Origin of the sequence: Brevundimonas sp. LM2 (assembly GCF_002002865.1) — a bacterium.
Classification (GTDB): Bacteria; Pseudomonadota; Alphaproteobacteria; order Caulobacterales; family Caulobacteraceae; genus Brevundimonas.
The window spans coordinates 1,484,638-1,506,314 of record NZ_CP019508.1 but is presented as its reverse complement, the minus strand read 5'-3'; the positions used below and the strand labels follow the sequence as shown (position 1 = coordinate 1,506,314).

The 21,677-nt window shown below is 69.6% G+C and carries 13 protein-coding genes and 1 tRNA gene; 10 read left to right on the top strand and 4 right to left on the bottom strand.

Annotated elements, in window-relative coordinates; all coding sequences use genetic code 11:
• Window positions 1-92 precede the first annotated feature (92 nt).
• The 9 genes from BZG35_RS07340 to BZG35_RS07300 all read left to right on the top strand — a co-directional run bounded on the left by BZG35_RS07340 (window position 93) and on the right by BZG35_RS07300 (window position 11,309).
• Complete coding sequence (locus BZG35_RS07340; RefSeq protein WP_077355048.1) at window positions 93-998, top strand: methyltransferase type 11; 906 nt, start codon at window positions 93-95, stop codon at window positions 996-998.
• A 146-nt stretch (window positions 999-1,144) separates the two neighbouring features.
• Window positions 1,145-1,738, top strand: coding sequence for a YfbR-like 5'-deoxynucleotidase (locus BZG35_RS07335; protein ID WP_077357938.1), 594 nt, complete (start codon window positions 1,145-1,147; stop codon window positions 1,736-1,738).
• Window positions 1,739-1,741: 3 nt separating this feature from the next.
• Entirely contained in the window at window positions 1,742-2,677 is a 936-nt protein-coding gene (locus BZG35_RS07330) for an NAD regulator (protein ID WP_077355047.1), read from the top strand.
• Between the two features lie 87 nt (window positions 2,678-2,764).
• Window positions 2,765-2,854: transfer RNA gene (locus tag BZG35_RS07325), tRNA-Ser, on the top strand.
• Between the two features lie 143 nt (window positions 2,855-2,997).
• Window positions 2,998-4,239 (top strand): TetR/AcrR family transcriptional regulator, encoded by a 1,242-nt coding sequence (locus tag BZG35_RS07320; protein ID WP_077355046.1) that lies wholly within the window; start codon window positions 2,998-3,000, stop codon window positions 4,237-4,239.
• A 276-nt stretch (window positions 4,240-4,515) separates the two neighbouring features.
• Window positions 4,516-6,732 (top strand): TonB-dependent receptor, encoded by a 2,217-nt coding sequence (locus BZG35_RS07315; RefSeq protein ID WP_077355045.1) that lies wholly within the window; start codon window positions 4,516-4,518, stop codon window positions 6,730-6,732.
• 61 nt (window positions 6,733-6,793) lie between these two features.
• Entirely contained in the window at window positions 6,794-8,080 is a 1,287-nt protein-coding gene (locus BZG35_RS07310) for a serine/threonine protein phosphatase (protein ID WP_077355044.1), read from the top strand.
• Window positions 8,077-9,648: an alkaline phosphatase gene (locus BZG35_RS07305; protein ID WP_077355043.1), complete on the top strand. Its 1,572-nt coding sequence runs from the start codon at window positions 8,077-8,079 to the stop codon at window positions 9,646-9,648. The genes BZG35_RS07310 and BZG35_RS07305 overlap by 4 nt, the downstream gene beginning before the upstream one ends.
• Before the next feature lie 203 nt (window positions 9,649-9,851).
• Complete coding sequence (locus tag BZG35_RS07300) at window positions 9,852-11,309, top strand: phosphoesterase (protein WP_077355042.1); 1,458 nt, start codon at window positions 9,852-9,854, stop codon at window positions 11,307-11,309.
• Here BZG35_RS07300 and BZG35_RS07295 read toward each other — a convergent pair.
• The 4 genes from BZG35_RS07295 to BZG35_RS07280 all read right to left on the bottom strand — a co-directional run bounded on the left by BZG35_RS07295 (window position 11,306) and on the right by BZG35_RS07280 (window position 18,844).
• Window positions 11,306-14,278 carry a TonB-dependent receptor gene (locus tag BZG35_RS07295; RefSeq protein WP_077355041.1) on the bottom strand — a complete coding sequence of 991 codons (2,973 nt, stop codon included), beginning with the start codon at window positions 14,276-14,278 and terminating at the stop codon, window positions 11,306-11,308. The two genes, BZG35_RS07300 and BZG35_RS07295, sit on opposite strands and share 4 nt — an antisense overlap.
• 45 nt (window positions 14,279-14,323) lie before the next feature.
• On the bottom strand, window positions 14,324-15,352 hold the full coding sequence (locus tag BZG35_RS07290; protein ID WP_171981901.1) for a FecR domain-containing protein: 1,029 nt from the start codon (window positions 15,350-15,352) through the stop codon (window positions 14,324-14,326).
• 86 nt (window positions 15,353-15,438) lie between these two features.
• Window positions 15,439-15,942: an RNA polymerase sigma factor gene (locus BZG35_RS07285; protein WP_077355039.1), complete on the bottom strand. Its 504-nt coding sequence runs from the start codon at window positions 15,940-15,942 to the stop codon at window positions 15,439-15,441.
• Window positions 15,943-16,027: 85 nt separating this feature from the next.
• A complete protein-coding gene (locus BZG35_RS07280) occupies window positions 16,028-18,844 on the bottom strand; it encodes a TonB-dependent receptor (RefSeq protein ID WP_253189302.1) in 2,817 nt (938 codons plus the stop codon).
• Between the two features lie 270 nt (window positions 18,845-19,114).
• On the opposite strand from BZG35_RS07280, the gene BZG35_RS07275 reads away from it, so the two are divergent.
• Window positions 19,115-21,673, top strand: a complete 2,559-nt coding sequence (locus BZG35_RS07275) for an exo 1,3/1,4-beta-D-glucan glucohydrolase (RefSeq protein WP_077355038.1) — start codon at window positions 19,115-19,117, stop codon at window positions 21,671-21,673.
• Window positions 21,674-21,677 lie beyond the last annotated feature (4 nt).

The window sequence follows — 21,677 nt, the reverse complement described above, 5'->3', positions numbered from 1 at the left end:
CGTCAAAGACAGACGGCACAGGTGCGGTTACCGCGATTTCACTGGATCGACCTTGGCTTTGGTTCAGGATGAGGGCTGAAAGGACTGCCGCCATGCGCCTGCCCCTGATCGCCAGCCTTGGCGCGCTCGCTGTCCTCGCGGCGGGCTGCGACGGCGAGAACGGCGTTCACATCTCGAGCCGCACAGGCGGGTCGGACGCTCGCGGCGTGCTCAAGGTCGTCGACACGCTGCAGTGCCCCGAAACCCTCGGCGTTCTGACCCGCAAGGGCACCGCCCAGGCGGGCGGCACCGTCTGCATCTACAGCGGGCCGCGCGGGGCTGAGGTGTCGCTGCATCTCGTCGCCCTGGGTGAGGCCGATCCCGTCGAAAAGGTCCTGACCCGCTTCGAGACCCTGCTGGCCGCCGCCATGCCGCGGACGGTCGCCGATCTGAAGGTCTCCCAGGACGCCGAAGACGCCCGCATCGCCGCCGACGCCGCCCTGGTCGACGCCGACGCGGCGCGCGTGGCGGCCGATGCGGCCCTGGTCGAAGCGGACGCCGCCGCGGCGGCGGCCCGATCCGCGGGCCCGGATCGGGCCAGCGTCCGCCTGCCCGGCGTCGCCGTCGAGGCCCAGGGCGACACGGCCGATGTCCGTCTGCCCGGGCTGACCGTCAACGCCGACGGCGACCGGGCTTCCGTCCGCATCGGCAATATCAGCATCAACGCCGACGATTCGCGGCAGAGCGTGGACGTCGCCTCCAGCGACGAGAGCGTCAGCGTCCAGGCCCACGACGATGCGGCCCGGATCCGTACCCAGGCGCCCGGCGATGCAGTCCGCACCACCTACCGGCTGACCGACAGCCGCCCGTCGGACGCGGGGTGGCGGATGGTCGGCTATGAGGCGCGCGGACCGGCCGGTGGTCCCATCGTCGTCGCCACGGTCCGCTCCAAGGAACGCGACAGCGACGGCGTGTTCGACTCCGCCCGCGACCTGGTGACGCTGAACGTCGGCGAATAGTCGCCGTCGCGCTTGATCCCGCCGGGGGGATGGGTCACCTGACCTGCCGTTAGCTGTTGGACACTCCCGTCTTGGACGACCTGTCGAAGCCCGCCCCGACCCGGTCCCGTCGCGCCGCCACCTCGGCCCCGCGCGCATGGCAGCGCATGCTGTCGGGCCGGCGCCTGGATCTGCTCGATCCCTCCCCCTTCGACATCGAGATCGAGGACATCGCCCACGGCCTGGCCCGCGTCGCGCGTTGGAACGGCCAGACGATCGGCGAGCACGCCTTTTCCGTGGCCCAGCACAGCTGCGTGGTCGAGGAGATCGCCGCCCACATCAAACCGGGCCTGGATCCGAAATGGCGCCTGGCCGCCCTGCTGCACGACGCGTCGGAGTATGTGATCGGCGACATGATCTCGCCGTTCAAGGCCGCTCTGGGCGTCAGCTACAAGGCGTTCGAGGCTCGTCTGGAGGACGCCATCCATGTCCGTTTCGGCCTGCCCGCGCGCACGCCCGCCCCGGTCAAGGCCCTGATCAAGAGCTCCGACAAGGCCTGCGCCTATTTCGAGGCGACCCAGCTGGCCGGATTCACGAAGAAGGAGTCGCTGGGCTTCTTCGGCAGACCCCCGCCCGGCTACGATCTCGTCATCGAACCCCTGTCCGCGCCCGTGGCTCAGGAACGCTACCTGGACCGCTATCGCATCCTGGCCGAGGCCACCGGCATCCTGCCGGGCCCCGACGCCTGGCATACGGAATAGACCATGTCCTGGGGCGGTGAACACGGCGTGCGCATCAGCCTGTCCGCCGTGGTCATGGCCGTGCGCGAGGGCCGGCTCTGCGTCCTGACCACCGAGGACGCGGACGGCGAACTGGCCCTGCCCTCTGGCCCCTTCGATCCGGCGCAGGACCGGACGTTCGAACGCGCGCTGCGCGCCTTCGTGACGGCCCAGACCGGGTTCGGTCTGGGCTTCGTGGAACAGCTGTACACTTTCGGCGACGCCGGCCGGGGCGCGCCGCGCGCCACGCCGGGGCCCGATCTCCGCCGCGAGATCTCGGTCGGCTATCTGGCCCTCACGGCGGACGCGGTCGATGTGGCCCCGCCGGGCGCGCGGTGGACGGCCGTGCTGGACATCTTTCCCTGGGAGGACCGGCGCCAGAGCGGAACCCCCGGCGCGCTGCTCGCGGCGGTCCAGGCCTGGGCGGCGCCGGAGCCGCGACGCCTCGCCCGCGGCGACTCGGTGTTCGCCTTGAGCCCCGCGGCGCGCTGGGACGAGGGTAGCGTGCTGGAACGCTATGAACTTCTCTATGAGGCCGGTCTGGTCGCGGAAGCCCTGCGCGACGGCGTGGACGCCTGCCCCCTGGCGCTGGGCGACCGGAGCATGACGTCCGACCACAGGCGCATCCTGGCCACCGGTCTGGGCCGGCTGCGGAGCAAGCTGCGGTACCGCCCGGTGCTGTTCGAACTGATGCCCCCGACCTTCACCCTGTCGACCCTGCAGGCCGCCGCCGAGGCCGTGGTGGGCCTGAATCTGCACAAGCAGAACTTCAGACGCGGTGTCGAACGCACCGGTCTGGTCGCGGCCACCGGCCTGATGTCGACCGGAACCGGCGGGCGTCCGGCCGAACTGTTTCGCTTCACCGCCACCGAGGCCCAGGACGGTCAGGCCCCGGGCCTGGCCCTGCCCGCTCTGCGTTAGCCGATCGCCTCATATTCCGGCTTGCGATGCCGCCTTCGCGCCATTAGAGAAGCCCCTCGCTTTCGACCGAGCGTCCTACGGCCCCGCGGAGAGGTGGCAGAGTGGTCGAATGTACCGCACTCGAAATGCGGCGTGCCTGGAAGGGTACCGTGGGTTCGAATCCCACCCTCTCCGCCACCGGCCCCAGCCTGACTGATGGGCCCGTCACTGGCCGAACTTTGATCGTGTTCCGGCTCCTGACTCCTTAGCGATTTCAGGAGCGGCGGACGCCGCCGCGTCGATCGGGTCGACAGCCGGACCTCGACGATCCATGGAAGCGTATGCCTCAGCTTCAATCGACCCATCGCGCCGTCGACGCCCAGCACGTGGTGGACGTCGCCCTCGCCCGCGCGGCGGAGGGGGGCCTGGACCACCTCACGATGCGCGATGTGGCCGAGGCCATGGGGCGCAGCACCACGATCATCGTCAATCTGTTCGGAGCCAAGTCCGGCCTGATCAAGGCGGTCGGCGAAGAGGCGATGCGGCGCGATCAGGCCTTTCATCGCGCCTTCTTCGACACCTTGCCCGGTCTGCCCCTCAGTCGCGACAATCTGCTGAGCCTGATCCAGCGCTATCTGCGGCTGCGCGCTCATCCCGATGCTCAGTTCGTGCGCATCTGGGAGGCCTTGCTGGTGAACCCCGGCGAGGCGCAGCGGGACCTGATGGGACGGTGGGACGCGATGCGCCGGGCCGCCTGGGAGGAACGGCTGGCGACCCCGGAGCTGGCGGCGTTCGCCGGGCCGCTGATCTCATGCCTGACGATCGAACAGTTCTACGCCGGGGCGTTGCTGGGAAGGGCGGATTATGAGGTGATCGCGGCGGAGGGACTGGGGGCCATGGTCGATCGGATCCTGGGGCGCCCCGAGGGCGCGGCGGCGACCACGCTTTGGTACCGGGACAACCTGATCCTGCCGAAGGCGCCGGCCGACCAGCTGGATCCGGACTCGATGCGGTTCCGGCTGCTCGACATAGCGGCCGACCAGATCCTCGCCGGCGGCCTGGCCGCGATCACCAACCGATCCGTCAGCGTCGTGGCCGGCACCTCGACCTCGACCATCGCCTATCACTGGCCCGATATGCGCGGATTCGTGCGCGAGGCGGTCTGGCACAGCGTGTTCCGGGACATGCCGCGCTATCTGGCCGGCCAGCGCCCCCAGGGAGATCCGGACAAGGTCGATCTGGACAGTTGGGCGCGGGTGATGGCGCCGACCGTCTCCATCCTCCCGGCCGAGGAGGGCTTCTATGTCAAATATGCTCGCCTGATCGCCAGCGTCTGCATTCAGGCCAGGCGCGACCCCTCGTTCCAGGATCTCGCCATGCTGCTGCGCGGTCCGGAGGGCGGCGGCACCTATTACAACAGCGCCGGCGTGTGGCCGAGCGACATGGCGCTGACCCGGCTCGCCGCCACCCGTTTCGCCCTGTGGATCAAGGGCGCGGCCCTGACCTCATCCGCCGTGGGATCGGCGCTGACCACGATGGATCTAAAGGCGGCGGCGATGAGCTTGGTCGACCGGCGCTATTGACAGAACATGTGTTACCGCCGCGACAGGTATGGCCCAAGCCCGGGTCCGCCGGAAAGAGTTCTGACAAGCGTCATAAAAGCATAGTTTGCACGGTCTAAGGCCAAGGTCGTCATCGAACAGTTGTTATTTCAGCTCGCGGGGACGGCGTCGGTCATTCTCCCCAATGTCCGCGCCGCCCTGACAATCGGCTGGAAACGACCCGGTCGATGACGTCCCGAAACGCTTCGGCCCGCGAGGGAGGGGGTGTCCCCGCGCGTCGCCCGATGGATGGTCAATATGCAACGTCTCCTCTTCGGCGCGTCCAGCGCCGCCCTCGTCATGGCCGCGGCCCTCCCGGCCTCGGCCCAGACAGCGTCGCCCGGTCAGGACACTGCGGTCGACGACATCATCGTCACCGCCCAGCGTCGCGAACAGGCGAGCCAGGACGTGGGCATCGCCCTGAACGTCCTCAGCGGCGAAGACCTCAAGGAAAAAGGCGTCTCGGTCGTCAACGAGATCGAGAACATCGCGCCCAACGTCGAGGTCGACAGCCAGTTCGGCGGCGGTCAGCCCCAGTTCCGCATCCGCGGCATCGGCGCGACCCAGTATTCGGCGAACAACACCTCGTCGGCCGGCGTCTATGTCGATGAAGTCGCCCATCCCTATACGATCACGACCCAGGGCGCGCTGTTCGACCTGGCGCGCATCGAGGTCCTGCGCGGGCCGCAGGGCACCCTGTACGGCCGCAACACCACCGCAGGGGCGGTCAACATCATCACCAACGCCCCCACCGTCGACTACCGAGCAGGCGTGACCGCCGAATACGGCAACTATGATCGCTACATGGTCGAAGGCTATGTCTCGGGACAAATCGCGCCGGGTCTGCGCGGCCGTCTGGCCGCCGTCACCGAACAGGGCGGCGGCTGGCAGTTCAGCCGCGACACCGGCGAGACACTGGGCGACCGGGACAAGAGCGCCGTCCGCGGCCGGCTGAGCTGGGATCTGGGTCCAGACGCGACGGCCGACCTGACCGCCTCCTACATGGTCGACAAGTCCGAAGGCCTGGGCCTGCGTCTGCGCGGCCCCTATGCCCCGGCCACGCCCGCCCTGGGACCGACCATCCCGACCGACACCGCCTGGGGCGTCACGGGCTGGTCGCTGTCGCCCGCCCTGGCCGCCGTTTCGGGCCGCAGCGTCGGCGACAAGCCGGGCCGCGACAACGAAGGCTTCGACGCCAACCTTCAGGTCAAGGCCGACCTGGGCTGGGCCGATCTGACCTCGCTGACCGCCTATCAGACCTTCAGCCGGTCCGAGTACAACGACTGGGACGGCACCCGGTATCAGGAGTCCGACGTCTATTTCTACAACGACCTGAGCGTCGTCTCCCAGGAGCTGCGGCTGGCCTCGACCGGCGAGGGCCGGTGGGACTGGCTGGTCGGCGTCCACGCCGCCGACGAAACCATCGACGGCGGCTTCTACACCCAGTTCCGCGCCGTCCCCACCCTGATCAACACCCCCTACACCCAGCATGTGCAGGCGGCGGGGATCTTCACCCACAACAGCTTCGCCTTCACGGACCGGTTCCGCCTCATCGCGGGTCTGCGCTACGAGTACGAGGTGCGTGAACTGAAGACATCGGGCACCACCCGCGCGCCGACCCGTCCCGGACCGAGCCTGGCCTACGACAACGACCTGTCCGAAGTCAGCGGTCGCCTGGGCCTGGAGTACGATCTTACCGACAGCGCCCTGCTGTACGCCAGCCTGGCGCGGGGGGTGAAGTCCGGCGGCTTCACCACCTACAACGCCACCTCGGCCACGCCTTTCCGGCCCGAGATCGTGCTGGCCTATGAGGTCGGGCTCAAGTCGGACTGGTTCGACAACCGCCTGCGTCTCAACGGTGCGCTCTTCTACTACGACTACACCGACCAGCAGATTCAGGGCATCGAGTACGACCGCATTTCCGGCCGCCTGGGCAAGATCACCAATGTGCCCAAGTCGAAGATCTACGGCGGCGAACTCGAACTGGCCTGGACCCCGATCGACGGCCTGACCCTGACGCAGGGCTATGGCTACAAGGACGGCGAATACTCGGAGTTCTTCGCCATCAACGACGCCGCCACGGCCGCCGCCAACCCGGCGAACGGCCCATGGGACACGATCATCGCAACCGACCGCTCGGGCGAGCCGCTGCAGTTTCCGAAGTTCACCTACAGCGGCTCGGTCGCCTATGACTGGGCCCTGGCGGGATGGGCTCTGCGCGCCGAGACGAGCTACTACCAGCGCGACGACATCTACAACGCGTCTTCGGCCTCGGTCCTGGCCGGCTACACGGTGTGGAACGGCAGCGTCACCGTCGGGCCCGAGGACGCCGACTGGCGTGTCAGCCTGTTCGGCAAGAACCTGTTCAGCGAGCACTATGACGAGACCCGAAACGGCTTCAACGGCTCGGCCCGTCCGACCATGTCGCCCAACCCGCCCCGCACCTGGGGCGTGCGCCTGAGCTACGAATACTGACCACACGGGGCCCCGACCGCCGGGCGGTCGGGGCCATCGCCTTTCAGGAGCAGGAGTTCCCATGTTGAAGTCGTCGCGCCGGCTGGCGGCCGCCGTCCTCGCCCTGTCGGTCCTGACCGGTCCGGCCCTGGCCGAGCCCGAGGTCGACCGCGTCTTCACCATCGCGGTGATCCCCGACACCCAGAACTATACCGACTTCACCCATCAGCGCGCCGCCGGCTTCCCGTTCGACGCCCGCGACCTGATGATGGAACAGATGCGCTTCGTCGCCGCGAACGCGGTCTCGCGCGGCGGCGACATCGTCTTCGCCACCGGCGTCGGCGACGTCTGGCAGCACCCGACCCTGGCCATCGACCCCGATCACGCGGCGCGCGGCTTCAGCCCCCGCCCCCCGGCCGCCGGCGCGGAGAGCGCGGGCTGGGCCGAGGGGGTGCGGCAGGGCGAGATCCCCGCGGCGATCGAGGCCTATCGCCTGCTGGACGGCGTCCTGCCGTTCGCGGTCGCGGCGGGCAATCACGACTATGACGCCCAGTGGTGGGACGAGTCCTGGCCGCAGGACCTGACGGCCCCCCCGGGCGATCTGCGTCGCCTCGGCATGATCCACATCGGCGGGCTGACCGCCTTCACTGACGCGTTCGGGGCCCGATCGTCGTTTTTCCGGGACCGACCCTGGTACGTCGCCTCCCACGACGAGGGGGCCGACAGCGCCCAGATGTTCGAAGCCGGCGGCTATCGGTTTCTGCACATCAGCCTGCAGATGGCCCCGGGCGACGCCAGCCTGAAATGGGCCGAGACCGTGATCCATGCCCATCCCGGCCTGCCGACCCTGGTGACGACACACGACTTCATCGACAAGACCGGCCAGCGCCGCGCCCACCCCGTCGTCGACCTGAACGCGCTCGACCCCTTCGACAACAGCGCCCAGGGCCTGTGGGACAAGCTGATCGCGCGCAATCCCCAGATCTTCATGGTGCTGAGCGGCCACCACAACGGCCAGGCCTTCCGCGCCGATCCCAACCGTCAGGGCGGCGCCGTCTACCAGATCCTGTCCGACTACCAGGACCGCAACCAGAGCGCCCTGGACGCGGGCATGGCGACGCCCCCGGGCGTCGGCGACGGCTGGCTGCGCCTGATGCAGTTCGATTTGTCGGGCGAGGTTCCGACGGTGCGGGTCCGGACCTATTCGACCCACTATGACCGCTACGCTTCGGAGACGCCCGACTACGCGCGCTGGTACCGGCCGCGCGAGCAACCCCAGATGACCGACGAAGCCTTCGTGGCCGCCGACGACTTCGTCATCCGGATGGACGATTTCCGCGATCGCTTCGGTCACGGAGCGGCCCGATGACGACCAGCCCCCTCAGCCTGCACCGTCGCGCCCTCATCGGCGGCCTGGTCGCCGCGCCGACCGTCCTGCGGTTCGGCCTGGCCCGGGCCGAGGGCGCTTCCCTGTTCCCCCTGGGCGTCGCCAGTGGCGATCCCGCTCCCGACGGCTTCGTGCTCTGGACCCGACTGGCGGTCGATCCCGTCGCCCCCGACGGCCTGGGCGGGCTTGGCGCGCCGATCGAGGTCCAGTGGGACGTGGCAGCCGACGAAGGCTTCCGCCGCATCGTTGCCACCGGCCGCGTCACGGCCCGGGCGGACGAGGCCCACAGCCTGCATGTCGAGGTCGAGGGTCTGCAGCCTGGCCGGCCCTACTGGTACCGGTTCATCGCCGCCGGTCAGCAGAGCCCGACAGGGCTGTCCCGCACGACGCCGGCCCCCAACGCCGACGTCGATCGGCTGAAACTGGCCGTCGCCTCGTGCTCGAACTGGGAGTCCGGCTATTTCAGCGCCTACGGCCACATGGCCGACGAAGCGCCGGACCTGACCCTGTTCCTGGGCGACTATATCTATGAGTACAGCCGCACCGGCGAGCGCGCGGCGTCGAACGTGCGCAGCTACGGCCTGGAGGACGCGACCACCCTGGCCGGCTACCGGAACCGGTACGCCCTGCACCGGACCGACGCCGACCTGCAGCGCCTGCATGCCGCCGCCCCCTGTCTGGTGGTCTGGGACGACCATGAGGTGCTCAACGACTATTCCGGCGTCTGGTCCTCGGACCCCGCGGCCGCGACCGCGGACTTCCTGCAACGCCGCGCGGCGGGCTATCGGGCCTTCTACGAAGCCATGCCGATCCGCCGGACCCGCCTGGACGCCCGTCTGCAGATGCCGATCCATCGCAGCGTCCGTTACGGCCGCCTGGCCCAGTTCTTCATGCTGGACGGGCGTCAATATCGGTCCCGCCAGCCCTGCGTCGAAAGCGGGGTCGCGCGCGGCCAGATCGTCACCGACGCGACCTGCGCCGACCGGCTGGATCCATCGCGCACCTTCCTCGGCTTCGACCAGGAACGCTGGCTGTACGACGGCCTGGCCCGGACGGACGCGGCCTGGACGATCCTGGGTCAGGATCTGATCATGGCCGGGCTCCGTTTCGAGACCGGCGGCGACACCCGCTACTGGACCGACACCTGGGACGGCTTCCCGGCGGCGCGCGATCGGATGACCCAGGCGCTGTCGACCCTGCGTCCGCGCAATCCGGTCGTGCTCGCCGGCGACTACCACTCGTTCTGGACCAATGACGTCAAGCTCGACAGCCGCGACGAGTCCTCGCCGACGGTGGCGACAGAGTTCGCGGGCACGTCGATCACGTCCGGCGGGCCGCCCTACGACGGCCTGATGGCGGCCATGAAGACCAATCCGCACATCAAGTTCTTCGACAGCCGCGTCCGAGGCTACATCTCCATGGACCTCACGCCCGAGCAGATGACGGCCCGCTATCAGGCCATCAGCGACGTGCGCGATCCCTCGGCCTCTGTGTCGACCCTCAAGACCTGGGTCGTGGAGGACGGCCGTCCGGGGGCCCAGGCGGCCTGACCCGCATTGGTGCCAAGGTGTTCGTGCGGTCGCTCGAACGTGTCTGAGGCTGCCGCGGAGATCGTCGGCGTCGCAGCAGGCCGTCGTCGGGTCCTCGTCCGGTCGGCCGTGAAGTTTCGGTGTCAGGGGTTCTATGCGGCTGAGGATCGCTCGCGCCCGGACGTTGTCTGAGAAGGATCGTCGAACCCGCCGAGAGACTTTGTATGACAAATCATCACCCGACCGTTTCCCGGCAGCGACGCAGTGTCTCCGTCCTGGCCCTGCTGGGGCTGGGAGCGGGCGTGTTGGCGCCGGGCGCGGTCGAGGCCCAGTCCGAGGGCGCGCGCTGGCTCGCGGGAGATCACCACGTCCACAGCCGGTTCAGCGCCACCTACACCCCCGACCCGGCCGACCCGACCGCCCTGCCCCGCCCCACCCTGGGCGGCGACGGGCCGCATACCATCGTCCAGAATGGCGCCGCGGCGGGCCGGTTCGGGTTGCGCTGGATGGTCTCGACCGACCACGGCGGCCCCGGCCACTCGGTGATCAACGCCGAACAGGCCTATCCCGAGTTGCTGGCCTCGCGCCGCGAGACCCCCGGCGTCATCCAGTTCTACGGCATGGAGCTGGACACGCCCGGCAGCGAACACTCCAGCCTGATCATTCCGATCCACGACGGCGAACGCGAGATGCTGCGTCGGATCGAAAGCACCTATGGCACCCGCGAACCGTTCCCGGCGAACCCGGGGCGCGACACCCGCGCCGTGATGCTGGAAGCGCTGCGGGCCATGGACGCGATGGAGCCCCGCCCCATCGTCATCGCCAACCACCCGTCCCGCTCGGCCGAGGGCGTCGGGGTCTGGGGCGAACACGATCCCGTCTCGCTGCGCGCCTGGCACGACGCCGCCCCCCGCGTCGCCATCGGCATGGAGGGCGCTCCGGGGCACCAGGCGACGGGGATGAAGCCCGACGGCGCGCGCGGCATCTATCGCCGCTCGCCCACGATGGGCGGGTTCGACCAGATGACGGCCACCCTGGGCGGCGTCTGGGACGCCATGCTGGGCGAGGGCCGCCGCTGGTGGATCACCGCCACTTCCGACTCCCATCGCAACCACAGCGAGGGCGGCGACGACTTCTGGCCGGGTGAATACTCCAAGACCTATGTCCACGCCGTCGCCGCGCCGGATGCGATCCTGGCCGGGCTGCGGTCCGGGCGCGTCTTCGTCACCACAGGCGATCTGGTGTCCGAGCTGGACGTCACCGCGACCCAGGGTGAGCGGCAGGCCCAGATGGGCGGGTCGCTGACCGTGCCGGCAGGCAGCGACGTGGCGGTCACCGTGCGCCTGCGCGATCCGGCCGGGCCGAACGCCTCGGGCCGGACGGCACAGGTGCGGCGCGTCGATCTGATCGTCGGCGACGTGGAAGCGGCCACCCCGGGCGCGGCCGCCGAACGCCATCCGTCCACCCGGGTCGCACACCGCTTCGCCCCATCGGAGGGCGTGGTGGACGGCGACGTCTGGACCTTCCGGCACACCCTTCGCGATGTGCGCGGCCCCCTGTATCTGCGCGTTCGAGGCACCGCGGGCGACGAGCTGGAGCCGACCCCCGACCCGGCGGGCGAGGATCCCTGGTCGGACCTGTGGTTTTACGGCAATCCGGTCTTCATCGTCGTGGCGGACTAAAGGGCGAACTTCAGACCGAGCGAGAAGGAGCGTCCCGCCCGCGTGACCTGAAGCAGGCGGCTGGGGTCGCCGTCGTAGGCGACGTCGACTGCGTCGGTCAGATTGCCCCCCTCGACGAAGGCCGTCAGGTCCGGCCGCAGCCGCCACGAGGCCGACAGGTCGAGCACACCGGCGTCGCCGACCACGAAGGCCGTCACCCCGCCTCCCTGCAGGTCCGCGACCGAGCGGAACCGGGATCGCCAGGTCCAGGAGACATGGCCCTCGAACGGGCCGCGCTCGATGAAGGGGCTGACCGACCAGGCGTAACGCGACACCCCCTGAAGGTCGGTCGTGACCCCGGTGGTCTGGTTGCGGCTGCGGGCCTCTGTGACGGTCGCGCTGGACCACACGCCCAGCCCCGACGACAGCCGCCGGCTGAAGCCCAGTTCCAGGCCAGAGACGGTCGCCCGTCCGACGTTGCGCGGCCGCGACATCATCACCTCGGCGACGACCGGCGCGCCCAGCCGGGTCGCGAAGGTCAGGCGCTCGACCTGGTCCACCACCAGCACATAGTCGTCGATCGTCTTGTGAAAGACGGCGGCGCTGAAGGCTCCGAAACCGTCGAAATAGCGCTCCAGCGAGACGTCGAAACTGGTCGCCTGATAGGGCTTCAGATCGGGATTGCCGCCGACCCCGGTGAAGATGGTCGCGGGGTCGGGCGCGTCGATCTCGGCCTGGCCGCGTCGATAGATGGCGCTGACCAGCGTGCTGGCGGGAATCGTGGCGGCGCCCAGGTCGGCCAGGGATGGGCGGGTGAGGCTGCGCGCCGCCGCCAGCCGCAGCAGGGTGCGAGGCGTGATCTGGATGGCCAGGTTGGCGCTGGGCAGCCAGGCCTGGCTTTCATCCTGCGAGGAGAGCGGGCGCACCTCCAGCGCGCCGTTGGCGTCGACGCCCAGGATCGAACCGATCACCCCGGTTCGCGCGCCCACTATGCGAAGACCCAGATTGCCCGAGGCCGAGCGACCGAGCACATCGGTGGAGACATCCAACCGCGCGTAGAGCGCCGCGATGGACTCCATCACCTGATAGGAGCTCTGCAGGTCGGTGCCCGTGGGCTGGAGGTCATCCGCATAGAAGATCACGCCGTCCCGCTCGCCCGGAATGACGAAGGCGGCCCGAAACCGGTCGAAATCCGCCGCCGTCCAGGGGCCATCGCCGTCGCGGATCACGCCGGAGAAGGCGTTCGCCGGAACCCGGACCCCGAAGAAGCCCGCATCGAGGTTCGCGCCGGGACGGAGGGCGGCGTCGCGATCGCGCCGCTGATAGTCCCGGTCCCGGTCGCTGAACTGCCCGCCCAGCTCAAGCCGCTCCACCCTCAAAGGCCCCAGGGCGATGGCGACGTCGCGATCGGCTGCAAACAGACCGGTGACGTCGTCGTCCAGGACATCGGTGGCCCGGACGCCATAGCGCGCCCAGGTCAGGGCCGAGGCATCGGTCAGGTCGAAATCGGTCTCGAGCCGCGCGACACGCCGGGTCTCCAGCGGGTCGTCGCCGAAGTCGAAGCCGTAAGCCTGGCCCTCGGCCGTCACCGCCGCGATCCGCTGGAGCGGCACATCGAGCCGCGAGAGCGCACGGGAATAGCTGAGCCGGGGCCGCAGCCGCCAGGCCCCCGCCCGGGCCTCCAGCGACAGGCTGGCGGCGACGTTGTCGTGCGTCTGGGACGACATCTCAAGGTTGTTGCTGATCCGGCCGTTATTCAGGGTCGCCGCCGTCAACACCCCATCGCTCACGCGCACGCTGTCGGGCACCAAAGAGCCGTTGCGCAGCCGCTCGCCGAAATCATAGACGATCCGGTCCTCGCGGATGGCATTGGTGAAGCGGGACACCAGGGCGTCGAAATCCACCGTGACGGCGTCGTTCGGCCGCCACTGGGCCCCGACGAAGCCGCTGATCCGGTCCCGATCCTCGCGCTCCAGCGTGGTGCGCAGATCGTTCGGCACCGCGACGGTCACGCCGCCGATCTCCATGTCCCGATAGCGCTGGGTCTGGAACCGGTCGAACTGGACCTGCCGCTGCTGGCCCGCCAGTCCGGCGACGAGGCCGAGGTCGCGCGCGCCGTTGCGCCACCGGCCCGACAGGGTCGCATCCGGCGACAGGGCCCCGGACCGCGCTTCGTAGTGGCCCGCCAGCTGGCCGCTGACGAAGTCCGGTCCGCCCAGGCCCCGGATGGTGCGGATGTCGATGTTCGACCCGATGCCGCCGTCGACCAGATCCGCCGTCGCCGTCTTGGTCAGGGTCGCGCCCCCGAGCAGGTCGGCCGACAGGGCGCGAAAGCGGAACTGCCGGCCGCTCTGGGTCGAGTTTCGGATATTCTCGTTGAAGGCCACGGGGGCCCCGTTCAGCGTCACCGACTGGAACAGGGGGCCCAGCCCCCGGACGCTGACGAACTGCCCCTCCCCGACCTCACGCTCGATCGCCACCCCGGGCACGCGCTGGAGCGCCTCGGCCAGATTGGCCGCCGGAAGTTCGCCGATCCGGGCGGCCGACACCGAGTCCTGAATGACGTCGGCCTCTCGCTTCTCGTCCAGAGCCGTATCGATCCCGAGAGCGAACCGTCCGGTGACGATGACCGGTTCCAATGTGGTCGGTTCGTCCCTGGGAGACGGAGGCGGCTCTGGCCGCTCCGGCTCGGCCCAGACCCGCACGAACCGCCCCTCGATGCGATAGCGCAGGCCTGTGCCCTCGAGCATGGTCCGCACCGCCGCCTGCCAGCTCCGGGCCCCACGGACGGCGCGGCTGCGATAGGTGCGATCGGGCGGGGTCGCGAAGCCGACCGCGCATCCGGCGCGCACGCACAGCTCGACCAGCGCCGTGCCCACCTCGCGGGACGGCATGTCGTAGGACGTGCGTGTCTGGGCCCCGGCGGTGCCGGGCGTCGCGACCGCCAGGATCGCGGCGACGGACACGGCGAACGCGGGATGGAGCGACATGCCTGTGCTGACGTGGGCGCGACGCCCTCCGCCGCACCCTGTCCTCTATTCAGGCCTCATGACAGGCGTGCGAACCTCTTGTGCCCGGACCTCCGTGCGGTCGGCGGACACCGCGACGAGCGTGACCGGCAGCAGCCGATCGATGCTGGCGACCACCGACCCCGGCCCCTCCAGCGGCACCACGGCCGTCACCCGCATGCGCGCGACAGCCGGGTCGGCGACCACGAGGTTCTGCGTCGTGTAGCGCGACAGATCGGCCAGAACGTCCGACAGGGGCACGTCGAGATAGATCCGTCGACGCGCGCGCCAGTCCGCGGCGGTCGTGGGGTCGAACCGCGGTTGCGGCTGCAGCGGCCGTCCGGCGGTGAAGCGCATCGCCTGCCCCGGCGCCAGACGCGCGGGCCCGCCCTCCGCGCCGCGCGGTTCCAGCGTGATCGACCCGTCCAGCAGGGCGACGTGGGCGCGGCCCTGGATCAGCGAGGTCGTGAACCTCGTCCCCGTGACGACCACGGCGCGATCCGCCAGAGCCACTTCGAAAGGACGGTCGGCATCGTGGGCGACGGCGAAATAGGCCTGCCCGGCCTCCAGTTGCAGGCGACGGGCCGAGGCGCTCATCTTCACCCGGATGCGGGTGTCCGTGTCGAGCGTCACGCGCGATCCGTCGGACAGGGTCACATCGCGGATCTCGCCGACGGCGGTCGAAATCACCTGGGCACCGGCCAGGGGGTCGGACATCGCCGTCCACAACGAGGGCAGGAGCACGACGGCGGCGGCCGCCGCGGCGACCGCGCCCAGCGCAGGAGGGGCCCAGGTCCAGCCGCGGGCGCGCCGGCGACGCTGCGCCCGCGCGGGGATGGCGGCCAGTTCGGCGGTGAAGGCGCTCTTCAGGCTGCGGGTGTCCGCGACCAGCGCCTTCAGCGTCTGATACGAGTCCAGGTGCGCCGGATCCTCGTCCAGCCAGGCTACGAAGGCCGCCAGTTCGCGCGGGGTCACCGACGGCCGGCCGAGCCGCGCCAGCCAGGCCTCCGCCGTGCGGGGTCGCGGTCTGAAAAGGGCAAGAAGGCGGTCACGCATAGCGGCAGGAGACCCCTCCCAGGGCATGCGGCCTGTCGCATACTCGCGCACCGCTTGTCTTCTCAACGACCGAAACCCTCGCCACCTCAGTCATCCCGCGCCGATTTCAGCCGGCGAAGGGCTTCGGCCACATGCTTTTCGACCATGCTGACCGACACACCAAGACGATCCGCTATCTGACGATACGTCAAATCTTCGAAACGATGCAGCAGGAAGGCGTCGCGGGTCTTCGCGGGCAGACTGCGGATCACGGCGGCGGCCTGGGCCAGGTCCTGGCGCGCGATGGCGCTGCGATCGGGGCTGGGGCTGTCGCTCGCCAGGGGTTCGCCCGTGGCCTCCATGTCGTCTGGGCTCAGCGGGGCCTGGCGCGCGCGGACGCGACCGGCGCTGCGCCAATGATCCCCCATCAGGTTGCGGCAGATGACGAAGAGCAGCGGACGGGCATCGACGTGATCGGGTTGGTGGCCGGCGCGGGCGAACCGCACGAACCCCTCCTGTACGATGTCCTCCGCCTCCTCCGGCGAGGCGCCGCGCCGTGCCAGATAGGACACCAGTTCGGCGCGCAGCCGGGAAAGGGCCACGCCGGTCATGCGAAAGCGCTCGTTCGGTGCCAAGCGCGAACGAAAACGCCCCCTCGCAAGGAGGGGGCGGTTCCAGTCTGGCGGGTGGTCGGTCTCAGAAGGTTGCCCGGAGGCCGAGGTTGTAGCTCGGGCCGTATTCGTGGACCTGGAACGGACGGGTTTCCTTGCCGAAATAGACCGCCTGACGCTCGTCCATGATGTTCGTGCCCTCCGCGAACACCTGGAAGGTGTCGTTGATCTGGTAGGAGGCCCCGAAGTCCAGGGTCCCGAACCCGTCGGCCATGATGGCGGAGTTCTCGTCGATCACGGCGTTGGAGCCCGGGCTGATGTTGCCGTTGGCGGCGAAGTCAGAGCGATAGGTATAGCTCAGATGCGCCTCGAAGGGACCCCGTTCGAAGAAGGGGTTGATCGAGAAGCTCTCGTCCGACACGCCTTGCAGACCGGCGGTGGTGAAGACGCCCGGGGTGGCCTCGATCTCGGCCTCGCTGCTGGTGAAGGTGGCGCTGGCCGACAGACCCAGGCCCCAGTCCAGCTTGTAGGAGAAGCCCATCTCGAAGCCCTCGATCGTCGCGTCGCCGATGTTCTGGGGACGGGTGATCTGCAGGTCGGCCGTCAGGGTCTGGCCCGCCTGGGTGGCGAACAGGATCTGTTCGGTCCGGGCGATGCCGCCGATGAAGTTCGAGATGTCCTTGGAGAACACCGCCCCGTAAAGGGCACCGAAGTCGTTGAAATACCACTCCAGCGAGGCGTCGTAGTTGACCGAGGTATAGGGCTGCAGCTCCGGATTGCCGCCGACGCCGACCTTGGCCGAGGCCACGGCGGTGTCGAGGGCCGTCTGACCGTTCAGGAACACCTGGGTGATCAGCGAGCTGTTCGGGACGACCGCGGTGCGCAGGTCGGCCAGCGACGGCCGGGTCAGGGTGCGCGAGACGCCGAGGCGCAGCAGGACGTCGTCGCGCAGTTCGAAGTTCAGGTTCAGGCTGGGCAGGAACTCTTCGTACGAACCCTCGAACGTCTGCGGGTTGACCACGGTGGTCACGGCACCGGTCGCGGTGCGGCCGGCGGTCAGCAGGGTGCCCTTGACCAGGGTGTCGGTCGACACCCAACGCAGGCCCAGGTTGGCGTCCATCGGCACGGGGCCGAAATCGACCGAGAAATCAGCGCGACCGTAGAGGGCGGTGATCGTCTCGTCGACGCCATAGGACTGCTGCAGGTCGGCTCCGGTCGCGACCAGGTCGTCCGACTGGGCGTTGGTGTTGCCGGACTCGTTCGGGATCACGAAGGAGATGCCGTACAGTTCGCGATCGTAGGTCAGGCCCTGGGGATACAGGTTGGCGATCGACTGGTTGAAGGCGTTCTTCGGCAGCTGTTGATCCAGGTAGTTCGCGGTATTCACGTCGATGCCGGGGCGGGCCGTCAGGACCCGGTCGCGCCGCTGATAGTCGCGGCTGCGCTCGGTGTACTGGCCACCGAACCGGATCGTTCCCAGCTCCACCGCGCCGAACCGCGCATCCAGATCGCGCTGGAGGTTCAGCAGGGCGGTCGTGTCGTTGTCCTCGGAGTTGATCGGACGCGTGCGGTAGGTGGTGGCACGGGTCGAGGTCGGGCTGGACAGGTCGAGATTGGTCAGCAGCGAGGCGTACTCGCGGTTCCCGACCGGATCGTCGCCGAAATCATAGCTGTAGGTCAGGCCGGCCGGGTTCTCGGCGGTCGCGCCGCTGATCCGCTGCAGCGGCACCGGCAGGAAGGAGATGGCTTCGGAATAGCTGATGGAGGGCGTCACGGTCCAGCCGAGCACGTCCCAGTCCGCCTGCAGTTTGACGAACAGGTTCTCATGCTGCTGCTCGGAATACTCGGCGTTGCGGTCGATGCGGCCGCCGTTGATCTGGCCGGCGTAGAGGACGCCGTCCACGACGCGGGCACTGGAGGCGACGAAGCGCGTCGTGAAGTCGGACCGGCCGCCGAAGCCGAAGCTGAGGCGGTCCTCGTCGATGACGTTGTTGAAGCGCGAGTACAGGGCGTCGGCCCGCAGGGCGAAACTGTCGGTCGGCTTCCAGGACAGGCCGGCCATGGCGCTGAGGCGGGTGCGCTCTTCCTGCTCCAGCGTCATCTGGATCTCGTTCGGCACGGAGACGGTCGCGCCGTTGATGACGCGGTTGGTGTAGCCCGTGGTCTGGACGCGATCGAACTGGACGTGGCGGGTCGCCAGAGACACGCCGCCGACGACGCCGAAGGTACGCTCGGCATTGCGCCAGCCGGCCGAAATGGAGCCGTTCGGCGTGTGTTCCTCGGTCCGCTCCTCATAGTGGGTGAAGGCGCGGGCTGTGGCGAAGGGCTCGGTCGCCAGGGCGTCGGCGGTGCGGATGTCGATGTTGGAGCCGATGCCGCCGTCGATCAGGTCGGCCGTCGGGGACTTGGTCACGACGATGGCCGAGATCAGGTCGGCCGGGATGACGCGGAACTGGAACTGGCGGCCGCTCTGGTCGGAGTTGCGGATGTTCTCATTGTAGGCGATCGGCGAGCCGTTCAGGGTCACCGACTGGAAGTTCGGGCCCAGGCCCCGGACGCTGACGAACTGGCCTTCGCCGGCTTCGCGCGAGATCGACACGCCGGGGACCCGCTGCAGGGCTTCGGCGATGTTCACCGCCGGGAAGTTCCCGATGTCGGAGGCCGACACCGAGTCCGAGATCGAGTCGGCGCGGCGCTTGATCGCCAGCGAGTCGGCCAGGCTGATGGCGAACGAGCCGGTGACGACGACCTCGTCGAGGGTGGTCTCCTCGTCCTGGCGCGGCGTCGCCTGCTGGGCGGAGACGGTGCCGGCGCTGAGGGCCACGAGCGCGCTGCCGCACAGAAGGCTGGTGACGAGGCGCATGCCGGTCGCGGCGCGCACCGGGCTGGTGGTCGATTTCATCGTGGATCTCCGATTGGCGTCATCGGCGACGGCTCGTCCATAAGACGACCCCGTGCACCCCCTGCAGCGAACAACGACAGCCCTCCGGCAGCCCTCAGCGCGCGCGACACGGTTTCATGAAAACTTCATCGCCGCGCAGCGGCGGCCCGACCGGGGCATCCATACGCTCACCGGTTGACAGCGCTGTCATCCTCCCCGGATATAGGTCTAGGCTTACGGCCAACAACCATCGGGCGGACCACCGCCTGGGATCAACGTCCAGGAACGCAAATGACGACTCTCCGGAAGGTCGGCCTTCGGGCCTTGCTCATGGCCGGCGCGACCTGCGCCTTGGCCGCCTGCGCGACCGCGCCTGTGTCGGCACCCGACGGCACGGCGCCAGTGCCCGACGCCACCACGCTGGTGCCCGTCGTCAACCCCAGCGCCTGGCCCAGCGTCCCCGACGCCGGCCTGGTCGACGCCGAGGTCGAGGCCCGCATCACGACGCTGATGGCCGGCATGTCGCTGGAGGAAAAGGTCGGCCAGACGATCCAGGGCGATATCGGATCGATCACCCCCGAGGACCTGCGCCGCTATCCCCTGGGGTCGGTCCTGGCCGGCGGCAACTCCGGGCCGGGCAACAACGACCGTGCGCCACGCGAAGCCTGGCTGGCCCTGGCCCAGGCCTTCTACGAGGTCTCGACCGAGGCCCGGCCGGGCCACACCCCGATCCCGGTGATCTTCGGCGTCGACGCGGTCCACGGCCACAACAACGTCTTCGGCGCGACCATCTTTCCGCACAACGTCGGCCTGGGGGCCGCCCGCGATCCCGACCTGATCCGCCGGATCGGCGAAGCGACCGGCAAGGAGTTGGCCGCCACGGGCGTGGACTGGACCTTCGCCCCGACCGTGGCCGTGGCGCGCGACGACCGCTGGGGCCGGGCCTATGAGAGCTATTCCGAGGAGCCCGAAGTCGTCGCCGCCTATTCCCGCGCCGTGGTCGAGGGCCTGCAGGGTCCGACCGGCGGGGACGTCGGCCTGCAGCCGGGCCGGACCGTATCCTCGGTCAAACACTATCTGGGCGACGGCGGCACCGACGGCGGCCGCGACCAGGGCGACACCCGGGTGTCCGAGGCGGAACTCATCCGCATCCACAACGCCGGCTATCCGCCCGCCATCGCGGCGGGAGCCCTGACGGTCATGGCCACCTTTTCGGGCTGGAACGGCGAGAAGGTCACGGGACACCACGGCCTGTTGACCGAGGCGCTGAAGGACCGGATGGGCTTCGACGGCTTCGTCGTCAGCGACTGGAACGCCCACGGCCAGGTCGCCGGCTGCACCAACGACAACTGCGCCCGGGCGTTCAACGCCGGCATCGACATGTTCATGGCCCCCGACAGCTGGCGCGGCCTGTACGACAACACCCTGGCCCAGGCGCGCTCCGGCGAGATCACGACGGCCCGGCTGGACGACGCGGTGCGCCGTATTTTGCGCGTCAAGATCAAGGCCGGACTGCTGGACAATCCCGCGCCGAACCAGCGGGCCGGGGCCGGCGACTATTCGGTCTTCGGCTCGGCCGATCACCGCGCCCTGGCGCGTCAGGCCGTGCGTGAATCGCTGGTCCTGCTGAAGAATCAGGAGGGCCTGCTGCCGCTCCGGCCGGGCGCCCGCGTCCTGGTCGCCGGCGACGGAGCCGACGACATCGGCAAACAGGCCGGCGGCTGGACCATCAGCTGGCAGGGCTCGGGCAACACCAACGCCGACTTCCCGAACGGCCAGTCGATCTGGGGCGGCATCTCCGAGGCCGTCAAGGCCGGCGGCGGCCAGGCGACCCTGAGCGCGGACGGCAGCTTCACCACCCGCCCCGACGTCGCCATCGTCGTCTTCGGCGAGGATCCCTATGCCGAGTTCCAGGGCGACCGTCCGAATCTCGATTTCGCGCCCGAAGCCCCGCTCGAGATGCTGCGCCGTCTGAAGGCCCAGGGCATTCCGGTCGTCTCGGTGTTCCTGTCGGGTCGTCCCCTGTGGGTGAACCCCGAGCTCAACGCCTCGGACGCTTTCGTCGCCGCCTGGCTGCCGGGCAGCGAGGGGGGCGGCGTCGCCGACCTGCTGTTCCGCGCCCCGGACGGCGGTGTCGCCCACGACTTCACCGGCCGGTTGTCCTTCTCCTGGCCGCGCCGGGCGGACCAGTACCGGCTGAACCGCACCGACCCGGACTACGATCCGCTGTTCGCCTTCGGCCACGGCCTGTCCGTGCGCGACCAGGGCAATCTGGCCACCCTGTCGGAAGACGCGGGGGTCGCCGCGGCGGTGGGCGCTTCGGACGTCTTCTTCACCGCCGGACGCGTGCCCGCGCCCTGGGGCTTCGACCTGCGCGACAGCGCCGGCAGCCTGCGCGCGGATCAGGGCCGGAGCCCCGGCGGCGTGCTGTCGGCGACCGTCGCCGACGTCACGGCCCAGGAAAGCGGACGTCTGCTGACCTGGTCGGGGGCCGGGGAAGCCTCCTTCTCGGTCCAGGGCCCGCCGGTCGATCTGCAGCGCCAGGCCACGGGCGACATGGCGGTCGCCATCCGCTTCCGCGTCGATACGCCTCCAAGCGCGCCGGTCCAGCTGTCGGCCGGTTGCGGCGTCGGTTGCCGGGGTGGGGTCGACATCACCTCGCTGCTGGCCGGCGGCCAGGCTGGGACCTTCCGGACCATCCAGGTCAAGCTCAGCTGCCTGCGCGACGCGGGCGTGGATCTGTCGAAGACGGACGAACCGCTGATCCTGACGACCTCGGGTCGCCTGGCCCTGGCCATCGAGGACCTGCGCCTGGTGTCGAATACGGGCGAGGCGGTCTGCCCGGGCTGACGCC

Coding starts and splice junctions, on each gene's coding strand:
- BZG35_RS07330 (WP_077355047.1), top strand. CDS start 1,742: ATGTCCTGGGGCGGTGAACACGGCGTGCGCATCAGCCTGTCCGCCGTG.
- BZG35_RS07295 (WP_077355041.1), bottom strand. CDS start 14,278: ATGTCGCTCCATCCCGCGTTCGCCGTGTCCGTCGCCGCGATCCTGGCG.
- BZG35_RS07285 (WP_077355039.1), bottom strand. CDS start 15,942: ATGACCGGCGTGGCCCTTTCCCGGCTGCGCGCCGAACTGGTGTCCTAT.
- BZG35_RS07300 (WP_077355042.1), top strand. CDS start 9,852: ATGACAAATCATCACCCGACCGTTTCCCGGCAGCGACGCAGTGTCTCC.
- BZG35_RS07335 (WP_077357938.1), top strand. CDS start 1,145: ATGCTGTCGGGCCGGCGCCTGGATCTGCTCGATCCCTCCCCCTTCGAC.
- BZG35_RS07275 (WP_077355038.1), top strand. CDS start 19,115: ATGACGACTCTCCGGAAGGTCGGCCTTCGGGCCTTGCTCATGGCCGGC.
- BZG35_RS07290 (WP_171981901.1), bottom strand. CDS start 15,352: ATGCGTGACCGCCTTCTTGCCCTTTTCAGACCGCGACCCCGCACGGCG.
- BZG35_RS07315 (WP_077355045.1), top strand. CDS start 4,516: ATGCAACGTCTCCTCTTCGGCGCGTCCAGCGCCGCCCTCGTCATGGCC.
- BZG35_RS07340 (WP_077355048.1), top strand. CDS start 93: ATGCGCCTGCCCCTGATCGCCAGCCTTGGCGCGCTCGCTGTCCTCGCG.
- BZG35_RS07305 (WP_077355043.1), top strand. CDS start 8,077: ATGACGACCAGCCCCCTCAGCCTGCACCGTCGCGCCCTCATCGGCGGC.
- BZG35_RS07280 (WP_253189302.1), bottom strand. CDS start 18,844: ATGAAATCGACCACCAGCCCGGTGCGCGCCGCGACCGGCATGCGCCTC.
- BZG35_RS07320 (WP_077355046.1), top strand. CDS start 2,998: ATGCCTCAGCTTCAATCGACCCATCGCGCCGTCGACGCCCAGCACGTG.
- BZG35_RS07310 (WP_077355044.1), top strand. CDS start 6,794: ATGTTGAAGTCGTCGCGCCGGCTGGCGGCCGCCGTCCTCGCCCTGTCG.